Source organism: Mesorhizobium sp. M7A.F.Ca.US.011.01.1.1, from assembly GCF_003998295.1.
GTDB lineage: Bacteria > Pseudomonadota > Alphaproteobacteria > Rhizobiales > Rhizobiaceae > Mesorhizobium.
This window is the reverse complement of the sequence record NZ_RZRT01000013.1, coordinates 1-18,179: the sequence shown is the minus strand read 5'-3', so window position 1 is coordinate 18,179 and position 18,179 is coordinate 1. Positions and strand designations below refer to the sequence as shown.

The 18,179-nt window shown below is 62.8% G+C and carries 18 protein-coding genes and 2 pseudogenes; 14 read left to right on the top strand and 6 right to left on the bottom strand.

The genetic code is table 11. From position 1 onward, the window contains the following. Nucleotides 1-11 precede the first annotated feature (11 nt). Complete coding sequence (locus tag EOA13_RS15255) at nucleotides 12-782, bottom strand: FMN-binding protein (protein ID WP_127293719.1); 771 nt, start codon at nucleotides 780-782, stop codon at nucleotides 12-14. A 203-nt stretch (nucleotides 783-985) separates the two neighbouring features. Here EOA13_RS15255 and EOA13_RS15250 point away from each other — a divergent pair, with 203 nt between their 5' ends. Next, on the top strand, nucleotides 986-1,504 hold the full coding sequence (locus tag EOA13_RS15250) for a cytochrome b/b6 domain-containing protein (RefSeq protein ID WP_127293717.1): 519 nt from the start codon (nucleotides 986-988) through the stop codon (nucleotides 1,502-1,504). A gap of 4 nt (nucleotides 1,505-1,508) precedes the next feature. Then, a pseudogene (locus EOA13_RS15245) lies at nucleotides 1,509-2,042 on the top strand (VIT1/CCC1 transporter family protein); the annotation flags it as partial. Between the two features lie 88 nt (nucleotides 2,043-2,130). On the opposite strand, the gene EOA13_RS15240 reads toward EOA13_RS15245, so the two are convergent. Next, nucleotides 2,131-2,610: a potassium channel family protein gene (locus EOA13_RS15240; protein WP_245490382.1), complete on the bottom strand. Its 480-nt coding sequence runs from the start codon at nucleotides 2,608-2,610 to the stop codon at nucleotides 2,131-2,133. Between the two features lie 48 nt (nucleotides 2,611-2,658). On the opposite strand from EOA13_RS15240, the gene EOA13_RS39390 reads away from it, so the two are divergent. After that, the gene (locus tag EOA13_RS39390) at nucleotides 2,659-2,784 is read left to right on the top strand and encodes a hypothetical protein (protein ID WP_281040869.1); all 126 of its coding nucleotides are present in this window, start codon (nucleotides 2,659-2,661) and stop codon (nucleotides 2,782-2,784) included. Between the two features lie 13 nt (nucleotides 2,785-2,797). Here EOA13_RS39390 and EOA13_RS15235 read toward each other — a convergent pair whose 3' ends face one another. Both EOA13_RS15235 and EOA13_RS15230 read right to left on the bottom strand, forming a co-directional pair. Continuing rightward, nucleotides 2,798-4,435 (bottom strand): ATP-binding cassette domain-containing protein, encoded by a 1,638-nt coding sequence (locus EOA13_RS15235; protein ID WP_127293715.1) that lies wholly within the window; start codon nucleotides 4,433-4,435, stop codon nucleotides 2,798-2,800. Beyond that, nucleotides 4,432-6,090 (bottom strand): ABC transporter transmembrane domain-containing protein, encoded by a 1,659-nt coding sequence (locus EOA13_RS15230; protein ID WP_127293713.1) that lies wholly within the window; start codon nucleotides 6,088-6,090, stop codon nucleotides 4,432-4,434. The genes EOA13_RS15235 and EOA13_RS15230 overlap by 4 nt, the downstream gene beginning before the upstream one ends. A gap of 101 nt (nucleotides 6,091-6,191) precedes the next feature. Here EOA13_RS15230 and EOA13_RS15225 point away from each other — a divergent pair, with 101 nt between their 5' ends. From EOA13_RS15225 to cydX, 3 genes are read left to right on the top strand one after another with little or no spacing between them, the layout of a single operon-like run. Beyond that, nucleotides 6,192-7,766 carry a cytochrome ubiquinol oxidase subunit I gene (locus EOA13_RS15225; RefSeq protein WP_127293711.1) on the top strand — a complete coding sequence of 525 codons (1,575 nt, stop codon included), beginning with the start codon at nucleotides 6,192-6,194 and terminating at the stop codon, nucleotides 7,764-7,766. A 27-nt stretch (nucleotides 7,767-7,793) separates the two neighbouring features. Next, entirely contained in the window at nucleotides 7,794-8,948 is a 1,155-nt protein-coding gene (gene cydB / locus EOA13_RS15220) for a cytochrome d ubiquinol oxidase subunit II (RefSeq protein WP_127293709.1), read from the top strand. Between the two features lie 22 nt (nucleotides 8,949-8,970). Beyond that, complete coding sequence (cydX, locus tag EOA13_RS15215) at nucleotides 8,971-9,102, top strand: cytochrome bd-I oxidase subunit CydX (protein WP_127293707.1); 132 nt, start codon at nucleotides 8,971-8,973, stop codon at nucleotides 9,100-9,102. 39 nt (nucleotides 9,103-9,141) lie between these two features. Here cydX and EOA13_RS15210 read toward each other — a convergent pair whose 3' ends face one another. Together EOA13_RS15210 and EOA13_RS15205 are read right to left on the bottom strand one after the other, a co-directional pair. Continuing rightward, on the bottom strand, nucleotides 9,142-9,471 hold the full coding sequence (locus EOA13_RS15210) for a rhodanese-like domain-containing protein (RefSeq protein WP_127293705.1): 330 nt from the start codon (nucleotides 9,469-9,471) through the stop codon (nucleotides 9,142-9,144). 73 nt (nucleotides 9,472-9,544) lie between these two features. Further along, nucleotides 9,545-9,913, bottom strand: a complete 369-nt coding sequence (locus tag EOA13_RS15205; protein ID WP_245490381.1) for a metalloregulator ArsR/SmtB family transcription factor — start codon at nucleotides 9,911-9,913, stop codon at nucleotides 9,545-9,547. A 93-nt stretch (nucleotides 9,914-10,006) separates the two neighbouring features. On the opposite strand from EOA13_RS15205, the gene EOA13_RS15200 reads away from it, so the two are divergent. The 8 genes and pseudogenes from EOA13_RS15200 to EOA13_RS15165 all read left to right on the top strand — a co-directional run bounded on the left by EOA13_RS15200 (nucleotide 10,007) and on the right by EOA13_RS15165 (nucleotide 18,150). Continuing rightward, a complete protein-coding gene (locus EOA13_RS15200; RefSeq protein ID WP_127293703.1) occupies nucleotides 10,007-11,299 on the top strand; it encodes an FAD/NAD(P)-binding oxidoreductase in 1,293 nt (430 codons plus the stop codon). A gap of 29 nt (nucleotides 11,300-11,328) precedes the next feature. Beyond that, on the top strand, nucleotides 11,329-11,532 hold the full coding sequence (locus tag EOA13_RS15195; protein WP_127293701.1) for a DUF2892 domain-containing protein: 204 nt from the start codon (nucleotides 11,329-11,331) through the stop codon (nucleotides 11,530-11,532). An 88-nt stretch (nucleotides 11,533-11,620) separates the two neighbouring features. After that, on the top strand, nucleotides 11,621-12,631 hold the full coding sequence (locus EOA13_RS15190) for an efflux RND transporter periplasmic adaptor subunit (RefSeq protein WP_127293699.1): 1,011 nt from the start codon (nucleotides 11,621-11,623) through the stop codon (nucleotides 12,629-12,631). Further along, entirely contained in the window at nucleotides 12,628-15,894 is a 3,267-nt protein-coding gene (locus EOA13_RS15185) for an efflux RND transporter permease subunit (protein WP_127293697.1), read from the top strand. The genes EOA13_RS15190 and EOA13_RS15185 overlap by 4 nt, the downstream gene beginning before the upstream one ends. Next, on the top strand, nucleotides 15,891-16,043 hold the full coding sequence (locus EOA13_RS37920; RefSeq protein WP_164780090.1) for a hypothetical protein: 153 nt from the start codon (nucleotides 15,891-15,893) through the stop codon (nucleotides 16,041-16,043). The genes EOA13_RS15185 and EOA13_RS37920 overlap by 4 nt, the downstream gene beginning before the upstream one ends. Nucleotides 16,044-16,309: 266 nt before the next feature. Continuing rightward, nucleotides 16,310-16,923 (top strand): annotated as a pseudogene (locus tag EOA13_RS38735) (IS5 family transposase); the annotation flags it as partial. 130 nt (nucleotides 16,924-17,053) lie between these two features. Then, nucleotides 17,054-17,458 carry an OsmC family protein gene (locus tag EOA13_RS15170; protein WP_127293691.1) on the top strand — a complete coding sequence of 135 codons (405 nt, stop codon included), beginning with the start codon at nucleotides 17,054-17,056 and terminating at the stop codon, nucleotides 17,456-17,458. Further along, nucleotides 17,455-18,150, top strand: a complete 696-nt coding sequence (locus EOA13_RS15165; protein WP_127293689.1) for a VIT family protein — start codon at nucleotides 17,455-17,457, stop codon at nucleotides 18,148-18,150. Before EOA13_RS15170 ends, EOA13_RS15165 begins: the two co-directional genes overlap by 4 nt. The last annotated feature ends 29 nt before the right edge of the window (nucleotides 18,151-18,179 follow it).

The window sequence follows — 18,179 nt, the reverse complement described above, 5'->3', positions numbered from 1 at the left end:
CGCGCATGATGCTATGACGACGCTTTCTTCAGCGCGCCACGCAGCGACTGGATGAAAGCCCTGCTGGTTAGCGTCGCGCCCGAAATGATGTCGACATTGGCGCTTTGGACGCTGATCGCTTCGTCGCGCAGCATGGGCAGCGCTTGCCTGTTGATGCTGATGGAGGTGCGGCGGTCGGATGGATATTTCAGCACTTTCAGCGCCGTAAGCTGGCCGCCTTGTACGAGGGCCTGAATCTGGATGATGCCGTAGTAGGCATCGGCCGTGGGGCCGGTGTAGACGCCGTCGGCATAGCCGTGTGCGGCGAGCTTCATGCCGACCCGGACGACATGTGCTGGCGCATCCGGATATGCCGGCCGCGGCTGTGGGACAGGTATGTAGACGGCAGGAGTTACGGCGAATGAAGGTACCGATGGCGCTGGATCGGAGGCAGCCGGAGCCACTGGCTGCGCCAGTGGCGTTCGCGACGGTTGTGGTGCGACCGGCACTGTCTGCTTGACTGGATCATTTGGTCGTTCGGCGGGAACTGCTATGCCCGCTGTCGTTTCCCGGGCAATCGGGAACCTTGTTCTGAATTGGGGATCGAGGGGCGCCGGGGAGGTGCGAAGCATCGGCAAAGCCGCAGCGGATGCGGGCTCTTTTGGCTGCTCGGAAGGCACATCTGCTGCATCGGCCGGCAGCGCTTCGCCAAGCATATCGTTTGCCGGATCCTTGCCGGCCTGATCCCAGACATAAGCGCCCGAGGCGGCGATCACGAAAAGTGACAAGGCAATCTGTTTCATCGGAATGTGCTTCCACGTTGAATCTTGCAGGGTGACCCGTCTGGTCCGCTTCGGATGCAATATCCCACGGCCAAGCTGACAACTGGCTGTCAGCGGGCTGCGACCCGTCAACGCTCATGGACGACATCAAGTCGATTTGTCATAGATCAAGATATTCGCATGAAGCCCGAGCTAAGAGGGCTCTCTCAAGCGAGGAAGCTGCCATGACTGTTGCCAATGAGCCGGCCGGATACACCGCAACCCAGATTCTGCTGCATTGGGTGATTGCGGCGTTGATCGTCCTACAGCTCATCCTCGGTGAGGACATCAAGCCGGCTTACCGGGCGTTCTCACGCGGCACCGAGCCGGCTGCTGGCGATATCTTCAACGCGAATATTCATGTGTATGTCGGTTTGGCGGTCCTGGTGCTGGCGATCTGGCGGTTTGCGGTCCGACTTATGGTTGGTGTGCCGGCTGCACCGTCGGAAGAAAGCGCATTGTTAAAGCGGCTCGCCGCTGCCGCCCATTTCCTGCTCTACCTGTTCATTTTCGGGATGCCGATTACCGGAGCGCTAGCATGGTACTTCAACATTCGAGCGATGGGTGAGATACACGAACTCGCCAAGCCAGTGATCATCATTGTCGTCGGGCTCCATGCCGTGGCGGCGCTATGGCAGCATTTCTTTGTGAAATCGGACGTCCTCGTCAGGATGCTGCGACCCGCTGGACGGCGCGCGCCGTGATGCGATGAGCCGCCTGCACAGTGAAAACCATCTCGTATCGCCACCGGCTGCGCGCGGCCGTGCTTGGCGGCAATGATGGCATCGTCTCGACGGCCAGCCTGATCGTTGGCGTGGCGGCGGCCAATGCAACGGCGTCAACGTTCTGGTGGCCGGCGTCGCCGGGTTGGTCGCCGGTGCGATGTCGATGGCGGCCGGCGAATGTGTCTCGGTCATTTCGCAGTCCGATACCAGCCGACCTCGACCATTGAGCGAGGCGAGTTAGCAACGCAGCCAGACTCTGAGCGACAGGAACTTGCAGGCATCTATGTCAAGCGCGGCGCGGAGCCGACACTGGCCTTGCAAGTCCCAACCAGTTGATGGCCAGGGACGCGCTTGGCAGCGCGTGACGAACTCTGCATTTCGGAATTGACTGCGGCGCGGCCGATCCAGGCGGCGCTGGCCTCGGCGGTGGCATTTTTCAGATGGCGCGGACATGCCATTTGCAATGGTGCTCGTTTCACCAACAGCGTGGCTTGCCGCAACGGTGACCGCTTCGTCGCGCCGAATGCCGGCCCCTTGTCAGGAGCATCGCGACATAGGCCGAAACCGGCAAGCGCGACATTCCCTAGTAGTCTGAGTTGGCCGCGTCAGAAATGCTCGCCGGCCTTGAACGGTCCGATGCGGGTGCCTGCAGCGATCAGATAGGCGGTCGACCAGCCGATGAGCAAGAAGCCGTTGACGCCCTCGAGTGCCGCCAGGACACGCCATGCATGGGCGGGCACAATGTCGCCGTACCCAACCGTCGAGAAAGTGATGGTGGAGAAGTACAACGCAGTTTCGAAGTCGGCGAAGATGTTGAGCATTCGGTACAACCCAGCCCAAAGCCAGACCTCGGCGGTCATGATCGCAAAAAGGCCCATCACTACGCTGATCATTGCGACGATACGGCTGCGGCGCCCGTGCATGCGGAAGCGGGCGACCATGTGCCCCATCGCATGTGTGACGGCGATCAGACCAAATGTGTGGACGAGAACGGTCAGACTGATGACGACAGTGCCGATGAGAAGATTTAGGGCCATTCGCGGAAGGTAGAAATCGCGGCGGCAAACTTCCTTGCGCAAAATCAAAAGCTGTCGACGGCCTGTGAGCCTAAGCATAGCCAGCAGATTGTGGTATTGCTCAGCCAGATCGATCTCCGCCTTGCGTCCTTTCTTCGCGAAGAGGTCAAGGTCGAGATCGGCTCCGACGAGCGGAGATCGGCACAGGGCGGCAAGGATGACGCCTTTCTTCGACGGCTGTAGCGGATTTTATTATCTAACCTTGCAGCCTAATCGCTGTGGCCCCTTTCGGTATCAGTTCGCCATGGCTCGAGAGGATGACGATGCGTTGCCGCAGCCGCTGCAGCAGCGCATGGAGGATGCGCTTGCCCTGTTCGGCCGCGAGATGCTCGATTGGTTCGTCCAAAAGGATGACGGGCCTGTCGGAAAGCCATGATCGGGCGAGATTCAGCCTTTGCGCCTCACCCAGTGACAGCACATCTTGCGTGATCCATCCATCCAGGCCGCCAGCCGCTCTCATCCTGCCCTGGAGTTCCACTGCGTCCAGCGCGCGCCACAGCTCATCGTCGCTGGCGTGCGGGGCAAACAGGTTCTCGCGCACTGTGTCGGCAAGAACCGTCGCATCGTGGGCGCAGAAGCAACTCATGGCGCGGCGCGCATCCGCACTGAGCTCGATATCATCACCCAGGAGGCATTCGTCACTGGCGTCGAGCCAGCCAGCGATCTGCTTCAACAGCGAGGTCTTGCCGCAGCCACTGGCACCATGCAGGACAGTTGGCCTGCCGGCCTTGAGGGTCGCGCTTATTGGCCTGCCGATCAGCCGGCCATCCGCTGCGTGGCGCGGCAACCGGTCCAACGTCAACGACGAGATCCGTTCCGTGACATGCTTACGCGTTACGCCATCCGGCGCGTTCCATTGAGCCAGAGCCGATCGGGCTGCTTTCTCGCGCGCGAAGGCGACGACGATCTTCGATGTGCCCAACACCGATTCAGCGACGGCCAGCCAGGCGAAGGCCAGTAGGGCAGGCGGCAGCAGTGCCTCGCCACGCAGACCTGACAACCAGGCGGACACCAGAATGCTCAGCATTGCACAAGGCGCAAGGCAGTTGGCCAGCGTGTCGAGCAGTGCCTGCCAGTGGCGAAGCGCCATCGCGCGCGTCTGGGCATTGGCGTAACCGTCGAACGGCGCTTCGATCGTGAGACCCCAGCGGCGTTCGCCTTGCAATGGCACCACGGCCTGTATCGCGGCGCCAAGCAGGCGGGAGGCCTGCTGCCTGCTTTCGCGCATGGCCGCCAGATCGGCGTCGGCTCGGTTTGCCAGGAAATAGGCCCCGACGATGTTTGCCGAGATGAGCGACAGGATCGGCACGACTGCCAGCGGCGCTATCAACAGGGTCGGTGCGACAAGCAAGAGAATGGCGACGCCAAGGGTCGCTGACGGCAGGCTTACGCGCAGGCGCGCATAATCCACGTCCTCGACCTCGTCGAGATAGTCGGCAAGGCGGTCCTGATTGCCAAGCTGCCAGCCGGCCTTGCGCACGGACGGTGCCGCGGCCATCGCGGCGAACAGCGTCGAACGGCGAAGAACCTGATCGGTGAGCGCCGCCCGATGGCCGACAACGCGCTCGCCATATTTGGCCGCCGTCCGGGTCAGAGCGAACAGGCGTATGAATGCGGCCGGCACATGGAAGTTGAATGTCAACGCGGCGGGCGTCAGGCCCGCCAGTGCGACAGCGCCGAGAAACCAAATGGACACGCCGGTCAGCAGGATTCCGCCCGCCAGGGCGGCAAGCGCCAAACCCAGGGCGAGGCGCCACGGTGCCCTGTTTCGAACTGGCTCTTGCGGTGGGCCGATCCGCGATTGCTCGGTGACCGAGGACGCGGCGGCGTTCATGCGACGTTCTCCCGTGCCTGACCGTTGTCCGCGCCGAGGTCTATGGTTGTGCCGGCAAGCATGGCCAGGCTTGTGTCATGCGTTGCCACCAGGACGATCCGGCTGCACGCCGCCTCCACAAGCGCACGACGCACCATCGCGGCGCTGCCGGGATCAAGCTTGGCGGTCGGCTCGTCGGCAAAGATGGCCCGGCCCGAGATCAGCGCACGCGCCAGGCCAATACGCAGCCGTTGTCCGCCGGAGAGGTTTTCACCGCCGGCCTGGATCAGCGCGTCAAGCCCGCCGGGCAGAAGCACTTCGTCGAGAAGACCGACAGTGCCCGCAGCAAGCAACAGCCGGGTCCGGCAACATGGGCCGTTTCGCCAGGCGATGGCGCCGCCAAGCGTGCCTTCCGGCACATAGATGTCGGTGGAGCACCAAGCGATGCCTGGGCGGGTGTAGAGATCCGCTTCGAAAGATGGCGCGGACCCGATCCCGGCAAGGTGGCGCAGCAGGGTCGACTTGCCCGATCCGCTCGGTCCGGTGATGGCTACCAACCCGGTGCGGGGCAGAAGCGATGCGGCACCGGCCAGATCTCGGGTCACGATGGCGGCTTCGAAAGCCGACGATTGCGGATGAGCGGCCAGAACGAGGGTATCGAGCGCGGTGGCGGCGGCGAGGCCCTCGGCCTTGGCGTGATACTGCTCCGCGTAGCGCCGGAACGGGGCGAAATACTCCGGCGCGATCATCAGGATGAACAGGCTCTGCCAGAGCTGGAGGTCGGCGAAGCCAGGGATGTTGACGAGCTTGAGATGGCCGACGCCGAGAAACACGGCGAGCATCGCGATCGACAGCGACGAGAAGAAGTCGATGATGCCGGCGTTGAGGAAGGCGATCCTGAGCACGCCCATCGTGCCCGAGGCGTAGGTATCCAGCCGCACCGCGAGCTTGCGCCTTTCCCGGCTCAGCGCGTGGTTTCCAAGAATGGTCGGCAAGGTGCGGATGCGATCGGCGAACTGTGCAGCGAGACGGCCGAACGCTCTTTCCTGAGCCTCGGCGCCGCTGCGGATCGCGCCGCCAATCAGAGCGAAAAAAACGATCATCACCGGGGTCAGAACGACGAGCGCCAGTGCCGCCTCCCACGAAACAGCGACGATCACGGTTGCGGCAAGCAGCGGGCCCAGCCCCAGCATGGCTGACGCGAGGCGATGCCCGACCGCCAGGCCGGCCACGGCTTGCGGATAGCGTTGCAGTCCGGCGATCAAAGCTCCGAGCGGCTTCGCCTGGATGTCGCCGGGAAGAGCCGCGGCCAGGGCTCGACGCACCGACTCGAGCAGGCCGTTGGCGACTTTCAATTCCGTGTTGGCGACGGCTAGGTCGGCCCCCAGGCCGACGACAGAGCCGAGAATCAGGCTGACCAGCGCCGCGCCAAGCAGCAGCCAGCTTGCATTCCCGGAGATCATACGGCCCACGAACATTGCCGCCAGACCTACGAAGGCAAGCCGCAGCACCGCGCGCGCCGCTTGCAATGCAAGGGCGCAACGCAGACCGGAAGCGGCAAGGCCGCGGGCAACGCAAAGTGTCTTGCCGGGGGCAGGCGCCCCTGGCTTGGCCGCTTCCGGCTGATTTGCCTCCGTTGGGCGTTTGCCGCAGTGTTTCAGGACAGTTTCGAGCATGACAGCTCAATCTCATGCCGGGGCCATCAGTGAATTGACGCACATCAAAAGGCGCGACCGCCGAACACGCTATCGAAGGGCACGCCTAACGGAGCTCTCCCATGACCAACCCACTGCTTGTGGAGTTGTCGCGGCTGCAATTTGCACTGACTGCGATGTACCACTTCCTGTTCGTCCCGCTGACACTGGGTCTCTCGATCATGCTTGCGATGATGGAGACGGTCTACGTCATGACTGGCCGCGCGATTTGGCGCGACATGGTCAAATTCTGGGGCGTGCTGTTCGGCATCAATTTCGCCCTCGGTGTCGCCACCGGCATCACCATGGAATTCCAGTTCGGCATGAACTGGGCCTATTATTCTCACTATGTCGGAGACGTGTTCGGGGCCCCTCTCGCGATCGAGGGCCTAATGGCGTTCTTCCTGGAGGCGACCTTCGTCGGACTGTTTTTCTTCGGCTGGGAAAAGCTCTCGGCGCGCGCGCATCTTGTGGTAACCTGGCTTGTCGCGCTGGGCACCAATTTCTCGGCGCTATGGATCCTGATCGCCAATGGGTGGATGCAGAATCCCGTCGGCTCGGCCTTCAATCCCGACACGATGCGCATGGAAGTGACGGACTTCATGGCCGTCATCTTCAATCCGGTGGCGCAGGCGAAGTTCGTCCACACCGTTTCGGCGGGCTATGTCTGCGGCGCCGTCTTCGTGCTCGGCGTTTCGGCCTTCTACATGCTGCGCGGGCGGCACATCGATCTCGCCAAGCGCTCCTTCGTCATCGCTGCGGCCTTCGGCATGGCTTCCTCGCTGTCGGTCATCGTGCTTGGCGACGAGAGCGGCTATGCCATCACCGACAACCAGAAGATGAAGCTCGCCGCCATGGAGGCGATGTGGGAGACCGAGCCGGCTCCCGCCTCGTTCACGGCCTTCGGCGTACCCAGCATGAGCGATCGCACGACCCATTTCGCCGTGCATATCCCCTGGGTCATGGGCCTTATCGGCACGCGCTCGATCGACAAGGAAATCCCCGGAATCATCGAACTCGTCCAGAGGGCAGAGGGGCGCATTCGCAACGGGCTAACCGCTTATGACGCTCTCGAAAAACTCAAGCTCAACCATGCCGACGCAGCAGCACGCGCCAGCTTCGACGCGACAAGCAAGGATCTTGGCTACGCGCTGCTGGTAAAGCGCTACGTCGAGGATCCGCGCCTGGCCACTGACGATCAGATCAAGCAGGCAGCCTGGTCGACCGTGCCGGAGGTGCCGGCGATCTTCTTCACATTCCGGCTGATGGTCCTGTGCGGCTTCGTGCTGCTTGCGGTCTTTACACTCTCGCTCTGGCACACGATGCGCGAGACACCCGCGCCGCGCTGGCTGTTGCGCATGGGGCTGATCGCGATGCCATTGCCATGGCTTGCCGTGGAGCTCGGTTGGTTCGTCTCCGAATTCGGCCGCCAGCCTTGGATCATCGAGGGCATGCTGCCGACGTTCCTGGCAACGTCCGAGCTCGGCGTTCCCGACCTTGTGATTACCATCCTGGGCTTCACCCTGGTCTATGGCGTGCTGGCCGTGATCGAGGTGAAGCTGATGCTGCAGGCGATAGCGAAAGGGCCGACTGTCGCCGCGGATATCACGCCTCCCGTCGGCGAAGGCATAAAAATCCATCTGGTCGCCGCCCAGTAAACGCGGGACCTGCAAGGAACAACGACGATGATCGATTTCCTCTTTAATTACGAAACGCTGCGGATCACATGGTGGGTGCTGCTGGGCGTCCTTTTGATCGGCTTCGCGGTGACCGACGGCTTTGACATGGGCGTCGGGGCACTGCTGCCCTTCGTGGCAAAAACCGATATCGAGCGGCGTGTTGCCATCAACACGATCGGGCCGGTCTGGGAGGGCAACCAGGTCTGGTTCGTGCTTGGTGGCGGCGCCATCTTCGCTGCGTGGCCGGCGCTCTACGCGTTGAGCTTCTCGGGCTTCTACCTCGCCATGTTCCTGGTTCTGTTCGCGATGATCCTGCGGCCGGTCGGCTTCAAATACCGCTCCAAGCGGGAGGATCCCCGCTGGCGCTCGAACTGGGACTGGGCACTATTCATCGGCGGCGCCGTGCCGGCGCTCATCTTCGGCGTGGCGGTGGGCAATGCGCTGAGAGGCGTGCCGTTCCACTTCTCCACCGACCTGCGGCCGTTCTATGAGGGCACCCTGTTCGGCCTGCTCAATCCGGTGGCGCTTTATTGCGGCCTGGTTTCGTTGACCATGCTTGTCATGCACGGCGCGGCTTGGCTGACATTCAAGGCGGAAGGGCCGGTGGCTGACCGCGCCCGCCTGATCGGCGGCAAGGCCGCGCTTGCCACCGCTGCCCTGTTTGCCGGCGGCGGCGTGCTTGTTTGGCTCGGGCTGCTCGGCGGCTATGAAGTGACCAGCGCCATCGTCTGGGGTGGTCCGTCCAATCCCCTCGGCAAGACAGTGATAGCGAATTCGAGCGCGTGGCTGCGCAACTTCAGTGCCACGCCGGTCCTCTGCTTGGTGCCCGCGCTCGGCATCGTGGCGCCGCTGGTCGCCGCGGCCGGCTTCCGAGCGCGTCGCGAAGGCCTCACTTTCCTCGCATCGAAGCTTGGCGTGCTCTGCATCGTTGCGACTGTCGGCCTGGCGATGTTTCCGATCATTCTGCCGTCAAGCAGCAATCCGGGCCATTCGCTTGCCGTGTTCGACGCATCCTCAAGCCGGGCGACGCTGCGCAACATGCTGATCGCAACTGTCATCTTCCTACCGCTGGTCCTTGCCTACACAGCCTGGGTCTACAGCGTGCTTTGGGGCAAGGTCAGCGAAACTTCGGTACGCGGGGCTGGTTCATCGGTGTACTGAAAAGAGATTGGAGATTGCAACGATGTGGTATTTTGCCTGGATCCTCGGGCTCGGACTGGCCGCCACGGTCGGCATCCTGAATGCCCTCTGGTACGAGTTGCGCGCGGTTCGCGCCCAAACGTCCGAGCAAATTGAGCACTTGGAAGCCCCATGAGGCGCCGCAACGAAACCTGTTGCGACAACACCTTCGCTGTCAAGCCGCAGACGGGAAACCTTGCCCACGCCAGGCGCTGATGCCGCCACCCATATGCGTATCGTGCGCCTGCCCTGCCGCCATGGCGACGGCGATCGCTTGCGATGACCGGCCGCCGGCGTGGCAATAAAACACGACTGGTTTGCCGGATGGAATCCGGTCCATCTCTTCACGAAGCCTGCCTAGTGGAATATGGACGGCGCCGGCTATATGCCCAGATGCCCATTCGCCGTCCTCCCTGACATCGACAAGCGTGACAGCGTCACCCAGCTGACGCACTTGCGTCGGCGTCAGTGTCTTGGCCGCCGACCACGTTCCACATCCAGACATTGCACTTCTCCTGTTTTTCCGGAGGCAGCATGCTGTGCGCCGCCTATGAGATGTCGATAGCAACAGCTTATCGTCAGGGACAGAAAGCCGCGTGAAGCGCTTCGACGACGGTGAGCACCTCCGGCCGCGTGATGCGGTAATAGGCAGTCGTGCCTTCGCGGCGCGATTCGACCAGGCCGTCAGCACGCAATCGCATGAGTTGCTGAGACATCGGCACTTGGTCGATGCCCAGCAACTCGCGCAGTTCCGCCACTGAACGTTCATCCTTCCCCAACGCGCAGAGGACCAGCAACCGTTGCGGATGGGACAGGCTCCTGAGCAGCTCCGCCGCCTTTCCCGAAGCTGGGATCATCTCTTTTACATTCATACTCTTGAATTTAAAACTTTTGAATGTTAATTGCAAGCCCATCGATAGGCGCACGAGCAGTGAAATCCTTATCATCGCGCTCCCCGCCTTCGGAAATTGCGCCAGATCAACACAAGCCGGCTGCCTTGCTGTCAGTTTGCTCGAACGAGAAACATCGGGAGAAACCCTATGTCACATGTCGTCGTCCTCGGGGCCGGTCTTGGTGGAACCATCATGGCCTATGAAATGCGAGAGACGCTGCGCCGTGAGGACAGCCTCACCGTCGTCAATCTCGGCACATCCTATTCCTTTGTGCCTTCCAATCCCTGGGTAGCAGTCGGCTGGCGCAAGCGCGACGACATCACAGTCGATCTCGCCGCAACCTTCAAGCGGCGAAACATCGCGCTCAAACCCGAAGGCGCCAAGAAAGTGTATCCGAAGGAAAACCGGATCGAGCTCAACGACGGGACGTTTGTCGACTACGACTACCTGATCATCGCGACCGGGCCGGACCTCGCGTTCGATGAGGTGCCCGGCCTCGGACCTGCTGGATATACGCAGTCGATCTGCCATATCGACCATGCGACCGCCACCAAGGCGAAGGTCGATGAACTCGTCCGCAATCCGGGCCCTGTGATCGTCGGCGCCGTCCAGGGGGCATCCTGCTACGGACCCGCCTACGAATTCGCCTTCATCCTCGACACCGCGCTGCGCAGAGCCAAGGTGCGCGACCGGGTGCCGATGACCTTCGTAACGCCGGAACCCTATATCGGTCATCTCGGCTTGGACGGCGTCGGCGATACCAAGGGTCTGCTCGAGAGTGCCATGCGCGATCGCCACATCAAGTGGATCACCAACGCCAAGGTGACGTCAGTCGATGCTGGAACCATGCATGTGGAGGAAGTGAACGAGGATGGTGCGCTGAAGGCCAAGCACGACCTGCCGTTCACCTTCTCGATGATGCTTCCGGCCTTCCGTGGCGTGCCGGCGGTGAAGGACATAGAGGGCCTGGTCAATCCGCGCGGCTTCGTCACGATCGACAAGCATCAGCGGAACCAGACTTATCCGAACATCTTTTCGATCGGCGTCTGCGTCGCCATTCCTCCACTCGGCAAGACGCCGCTACCGGTCGGCGTTCCAAAGACCGGCTTCATGATCGAATCCATGGTCACGGCGACGGCGGAAAACATTGGCGCGCTGTTGCGCGGCGAGGAACCGCGGGCTGTCGCGACCTGGAACGCGGTCTGCCTGGCCGACTTCGGCGACGAGGGCATCGCCTTCGTGGCGCAGCCGCAGATCCCGCCACGCAACGTCAACTGGTCATCGCAGGGAAAGTGGGTGCACGCGGCCAAGGTCGGGTTCGAGAAATATTTCCTGCACAAGGTCCGGCAGGGCAAGAGCGAGACCTTCTACGAGGGACTGGCACTCGACTTGCTCGGCATCAAGAAGCTCAAGGCCATTCACATGGAGCCGGCCGAATAGGCACGGCGCAGATTTAAGGAGACAAGATCATGACGATTGACAAGGCAGTTCTGATGTTCGCGGGGTTCATGGTGCTGATCTCCGTCGCGCTCGGCTATTACTATTCGCCCTACTGGTTCCTCCTGACCGCCTTTGCTGGGCTTAACATGGTCCAGGCCTCGCTTACTGGCTGGTGCCCGGCAGCTATTGTCTTCAAGAAAGTTGGCTGCAAGAGCGGCGTCGCCTTCAAGTAACACCCGACTTTCCAGGACCGCCGTCCCGAACGGGAGGTGCCTTCGCGCCTCCCGTCCTTTCAATTCGTTCCGAGAACGGCACATAGCGATGAGATACGTACGATTCCTCCTGACCAACGGGCTTCCGCTCGGCATCACGCTGCTCGTCAACGGCGGCGCGTTTGCGGGGGACTTCACAGTCAAGGCAGCCACCGTCATCGAGATGAAGGCCGTTTACGGTCAGGTCGAGAGCCGCACAATCGTGCCGGCGCGCGCTCGCCTTTCCGGTACCATCACCGACGTGCGGGTAACGGAAGGCCAGGTCGTCAAAAAGGGTGATGTGGTCGCTACCGTCGTCGACGACAAAATAGCTCTGCAGCTTCGCGCAGCCGATGCCAAGATCGGCGCTCTCAATTCCCAGATGGAGAATGCCAAGACCGATCTGCAGCGCTCCCAGGACTTGTTGGCCAAAGGCGCCGCGACCCAGAGCCGGGTCGATGCAGCTCAGACCCAGTTCGACGTCATCACGAGCCAGCTGGCGGCTGCCGTTGCCGAAAAGGCCGTTACCCAGCAGAGCGCCAAGGAAGGCGATACCTTGGCTCCAGCCGACGGTCGGGTGCTGACAGTTCCAGTGACGGCCGGCTCGGTGATCATGGCAGGCGAACCGGTCGCCCGGATCGCTTCGGGACAATACTATCTGCGACTGTCGCTGCCGGAGCGGCATGCGACGGAGATCACGGAGGGGGCCCAGGTCGATATCGCCGAACGCGGTGCCGGCGCGGATGGCGGTTTCGTCAAGGCCCGCCAGGGCCGGGTCGCCAAGGTCTATCCGGAGATCGAGAACGGCCGCGTCATCGCCGATGTCGAGGTCGCCGACATCGGCAGCTTCTTCGTCAACGAGCGCACGCTGGTGTCGATTCCAGTCGCGAAGCGAACCATGCTGGGCGTGCCGCCGCAGGCGGTCACCAGGGTGCATGGGATCGACTACGTCACAGTCAATACGGCGGACGGACCGCTCGGCGTGGCAGTCGTGCTCGGCGAGCGGTACCAGGATGGCGGCCAGCCGCGGGTCGAGGTTCTGACCGGGCTCGCCGAAGGCGACAAGGTCGTCGTACCATGAAACTTGGCATCGCCGGCGGGCTCACCCGCTCGTTCATCGCCTCGCCGCTGACGCCGCTCTTCTTGTTGGCGGCACTGGCGCTCGGGCTTGTGGCCCTGGCCACGCTGCCACGCGAGGAGGAACCGCAGATTTCCGTGCCCATGGTGGATATCCATGTCGCGGCCAACGGGCTGAAGGCGGAGGATGCCGTCAAGCTCGTGACCGAGCCGCTGGAAACCATCATCAAGGGCATCGACGGTGTCGAGCATGTCTACTCGCAAACCGTGGACGACGGTGCGCTGGTGACTGCCCGCTTCAAGGTCGGCACCAGTTCCGACGCCGCCGTTTTGCGTGTTCACGACAAGGTGCGCGCCAACATGGACCGCATCCCGGTCGGCATCCCCGAGCCGCTCATCGTCGGGCGCGGTATCGACGACGTCGCGATTGTGGTGGTGACGTTGACGCCGACACCCGAGGCGGCCGGCCGCTATTCCTCGGCCGATCTAAGCCGACTGGCGCACGAGCTTCAGGTCGAGGTCGCCAAGCTGCCGGACATTGGCCTGACTTACATCGTCGGCGAGGAGCCGGAAGCGATCCAGATCGAGCCGGACCCGGAAAAACTCTCTCTTTACGGCATCACGCTGCAGCAGTTGACGGCCAAGATCACCGGCGCCAACAGGTCTTTCCAGATCGGCACGGTGCGCGATGAGGGCAAGCAGCGCGTGCTGGTGGCCGGCCAGACCCTGCAGACGCTCGCCGACATCGGTAACCTGCTTCTGACTGCGCGCGACGGGCGGCCGGTCTATGTGCGCGACGTGGCCAGAATTGTCTTGGCGACGTCGCCTGCGGAGAACCTCGTCACCAACATTGTCAAGTCCGACAAGGGGCTTGAACGGGCGCCGGCCGTGTCGCTGGCGGTTGCCAAGCGGCCCGGGACCAACGCCGTTGTCATCGCGGACACGATCGTCAAGCGTCTTGACCAGGTGCGCGGCGAAATCTTCCCGAAGGACGTCGAGATGGTCGTGACCCGCGACTATGGCGAGACCGCGAACGAGAAGGCGAACGAACTGCTCTTCCATCTCGGCCTTGCCACGATCTCCATTGTCGTGCTGGTTGCAGTCGCCATCGGCTGGCGAGAGGCGCTGGTGGTGGCCCTTGTCATCCCCACGACCATCCTGCTCACGCTGTTTGCCTCGCGCATCATGGGCTACACGCTGAACCGGGTCAGCCTGTTCGCGCTGATCTTCTCCATCGGCATCCTCGTCGACGATGCCATCGTGGTGATCGAGAACATCGCCCGGCACTGGTCCATGGACGATGGGCGGTCCCGCAAGCAGGCGGCGATCGACGCCGTGGCCGAGGTCGGCAACCCGACCATCGTGGCGACGCTGACCGTGGTCGCGGCGCTCCTGCCGATGCTGTTCGTGTCGGGCCTGATGGGGCCGTATATGAGCCCGATCCCGGCCAACGCCTCGGCGGCGATGCTGTTCTCCTTCTTCGTCGCGGTGACGCTGACGCCATGGCTGATGATGAAATTCGGCAAGAAGGGCCACGCCTCGGCGCATGTCCATGATGCCAGTAGCCCCGGTGGCGCGCTCGGCCGCGCCTATATCGCGGTCGCAAGGCCCATCCTGAAGTCGCGGTTTCGGTCGTGGACCTTCCTGCTCGTCGTCGGCGCCGCGACCATGGCTTCCATGGTGCTCATCTACACCAGGCACGTCACGGTGAAGCTCCTGCCGTTCGACAACAAGACCGAATTGCAGGTGGTTGCTGACCTGCCCAAAGGCTCCTCTGTCGAGGACACCAACCGGCTGTTGGCGGCGGTGGTGAACCGCCTCGCCGACGTGGCCGAGGTGGTCTCTTTCCAGACCTATGCCGGAACGGCAGCCCCGTTCAACTTCAACGGCCTTGTGCGCCATTACTATCTTCGCTCTGGGCCCGAGCAGGGCGACGTCGCAGTCAACTTGGTGGGGAAGGGAGAGCGCAGTCGTCCAAGCCATGCCATCGCCCTTGACATCCGCGAACGGCTGAAGGGCATGGCCATGCCAGAAGGCACCGTGCTCAAGGTGGTCGAGCCACCGCCTGGTCCGCCGGTGATGGGGACATTGCTCGCGGAGATCTATGGGCCTGACGCCGAGACGCGCCGTGCGGTGGCGACAAAGGTGCGCGAGACGTTCGCCTCTATTCCGTTCATCGTCGACGTCGACGACAGCTTCCACAACCAGCCGCAGCGCGTGCGGCTGTCGATCGACCAGGACAACCTCGAATACTACAAGGTCGAGCAGTCCGACGTGTACGATACGCTGAACTACCTCTACGGCGGCACGACAGTCGGCTACTCACATCGCGGCGGCGGCCGCCAGCCGATCCCGATCCGCGTGGCGCTCTCGAAGAGTGACGGCGTGGTCGACCAGCGCGCCCTGACGACACCGGTGCCGGCGAACGCTCTGCCCGGCGCACGCGACGTGGTGGAGCTCGGCGACGTCGTGCGGATGACGCGCGAGCCGGCATCCTACCCGATCTTCCGCCACAACGGCCGGCCCGCCGAAATGGTGACGGGGGAACTCGCGGGCGAGTTCGAGGCGCCCGTTTACGGCATGCTCGCTGTCGACGAGGCCATTGCCAAAGCGGATTGGGTTGACCTGCCGAAACCGACGATCGCACTGCACGGCCAACCGGGCGACGAATCCAAGCCTACACTTCTGTGGGACGGGGAGTGGGAGGTGACGTGGGTCACCTTCCGCGACATGGGCGCGGCCTTCATAGTGGCGATCCTGGGCATCTACATTCTCGTTGTGGCGCAGTTCGGTTCGTTCAGGCTGCCGCTGGTTATCCTGACGCCGATCCCGCTGACCCTGATCGGTATCATGATCGGCCATTGGGCCTTCGGCGCCCCGTTCTCGGCCACCTCGATGATCGGCTTCATCGCACTTGCCGGCATCATCGTGCGCAACTCGATCCTGCTGGTGGATTTCATTCGCCATTCCAAGGGCACCGACAGGCCGCTGGTCGACGTGTTGCTTGAGGCCGGCGCCATCCGCTTCAAGCCGATCCTGCTCACCGCGATCGCAGCGATGATCGGGGCGGCGGTCATCCTGACCGACCCGATTTTCCAAGGGTTGGCGATTTCGCTGCTGTTTGGCCTCGCCTCGTCGACGCTGCTGACGGTGCTTGTCATTCCCGCCATCTACGTGGCGCTTCGAGGCGGCTCGAAGCCGGGCACCGACAGCGACGCGCCGGCAGAGCTCACGGCGGCCGACGAACCAACCCCAACTCCCGCGTGAGCCAGCAAGGACAAGATCATGAGCTACTATTTTCCAAGACGCTGGCCTCCAGCTTTGATGCGGCGGTCGAACACACGACGGCCGTTCTGAAGGATGCCGGCTTCGGCATCATTAACGAGATCGACGCTGGTCGCCACGGACGGATCTGAACTGGCGGAGATAGGCGTAAAGCACGGGCTGTCTCTTCCAGCCGTCTGAAGGCACAAATTGTCTTCCAGAATGTGCCCTAGCCGTTCCTCCTCTTCGATTGGCAAGATCCGATGTCAGGCTATTCGGTTGGCGAAAATTCCGCGCCTATGTGGAGGACGGGCGACGCCTTGCCGGACAGATCCTCGATCGATGCAAGGCGTCGCCGTCGACCTGGGCGTGCCAGGGTCTGGGAAAGCTGCTCTTGGGAAGCGGGACCGCCTGGTGGGGCGCGCACTGGCGCGACTTGTCCGAACGCTATGGCAAGTGGAAGACAGCTCATCGGCGTTCCAGCCGGTGGTGCCATGCCGGCGTTTGGGAACGCGTGTTCGACACGCTGACCGCTGACCGCGACAACAAATACCTGATGCTCGACAGTACCATCGTTCGCGCCCACCAGCAGGCAGCGACCGGAAAAAGGGGGGCCAAGGATCAGGCGCTGGGGCGTTCCCGAGGTGGACTGACCACCAAGATCCACATGCTCTGCGACACGCTTGGCCGTCCCTTGCGGTTTCTGATCACACCTGGCCAAGCCAATGACATCACCGCTGCTCCTGATCTTCTGAAGGGCCAGCAGGCCTGTGCCGTGCTGGCCGACATTATGACAGCAACGACTTACGCCAACGCATCGCCGGCATGAAGGCCGAGGCGGGGATCCCATCCAAGCGCAACCGCAAGGTCGCCATCCCTCACGGCACCGACATCTACAAGCACCGAAACCGCATCGAACGATGCTTCAACCGCCTCAAACACTTCCGTAGATTCGCTACGCGCTATGACCGACGCACAGTTCACTTCACAGGCTTCATGCACCTCGCCGCCGCAATGATCTGGCTACGCTGAATGTCGATTCGGCCTAGGACGTTCGGCGGCACGCCGCGATCTGACCTCGATCAATACCGGGCGCCCGATTTAGTGCCAGAACGCCCAGGCGTCACTTAACAGGAAAAGCGCCAGCGAGAAAGGCCGCGGAATGTTCGAATACAGCGTTAAAGCCCAACGGACCAATGCACGAGGCAGCGTGGCCACGACCAAGAGCGCCGCGCTTGTACTCGACACCTGTCTCGATGGCCGGGCAGATGCCTTCAATCCAGCCGAACTGCTTCTCGCGGCGATTGCCGCCTGCATGATCAAGGGCATCGAGCGCGTCACGCCAATGCTTGGTTTCGAACTGCGCGGCGTCGAGGTCGCGTTGCATGCCGTTCGGCGCGACAGCCCGCCGGGGATTGCCTCGATCGACTACGAGCTTGTCGTCGACACCGATGAAACCGACCCGCGGCTGGAGCTGTTGCACAAGAACGTCCGCAAGTACGGTACAATTTCCAATACAGTCGCGGCGGCCACGAAACTCGAAGGCACGATCAGGAGAAAAGCATGAGCCGCCTGCATGTCGAAAACCATCTTGTGTCTCGCATCGGCTGGCTGCGCGCCGCCGTGCTGGGAGCCAATGACGGGATTGTTTCGACCGCGAGCCTGATCGTCGGCGTGGCGTCGGCCGCCGCGCCGACTTCGCAGGTTCTGGTCGCCGGCATAGCTGGGCTGGTCGCCGGCGCCATGTCGATGGCCGCTGGCGAGTATGTCTCGGTCAGCTCCCAGTCGGACACCGAGAACGCCGACCTCGCCCGCGAGCGAGAGGAGCTCAGGACGCAGCCGGAATTCGAGCGCGAGGAGCTGGCGCAGATCTACGTCAAGCGCGGGCTGGAGACTGGTCTGGCGCGCCAGGTCGCCGATCAGCTGATGGCAAAGGACGCACTGGCCGCGCACGCCCATGACGAACTCGGCATTTCGGAAATGACTACGGCACGGCCGATCCAGGCGGCGCTGACCTCGGCGGCGACCTTCAGCGTCGGCGCCGCGATGCCGCTCATCATGGTGCTACTGTCGCCGGCCTCCATGCTGGTGCTGGCGGTTTCGGTGGCGTCCCTGCTTTTCCTTGGCCTTTTGGGCGCCATCGGCGCCAAGGCGGGCGGCGCCAACCTCCTACGTGCAACGCTGCGCGTCACCTTCTGGGGCGCCTTCGCCATGGCGCTCACCGCCGGCATCGGCGCGCTGGTCGGTACGGCGGTGTAAGCGGCCGGGAACCCCGACAGTTCCGACCG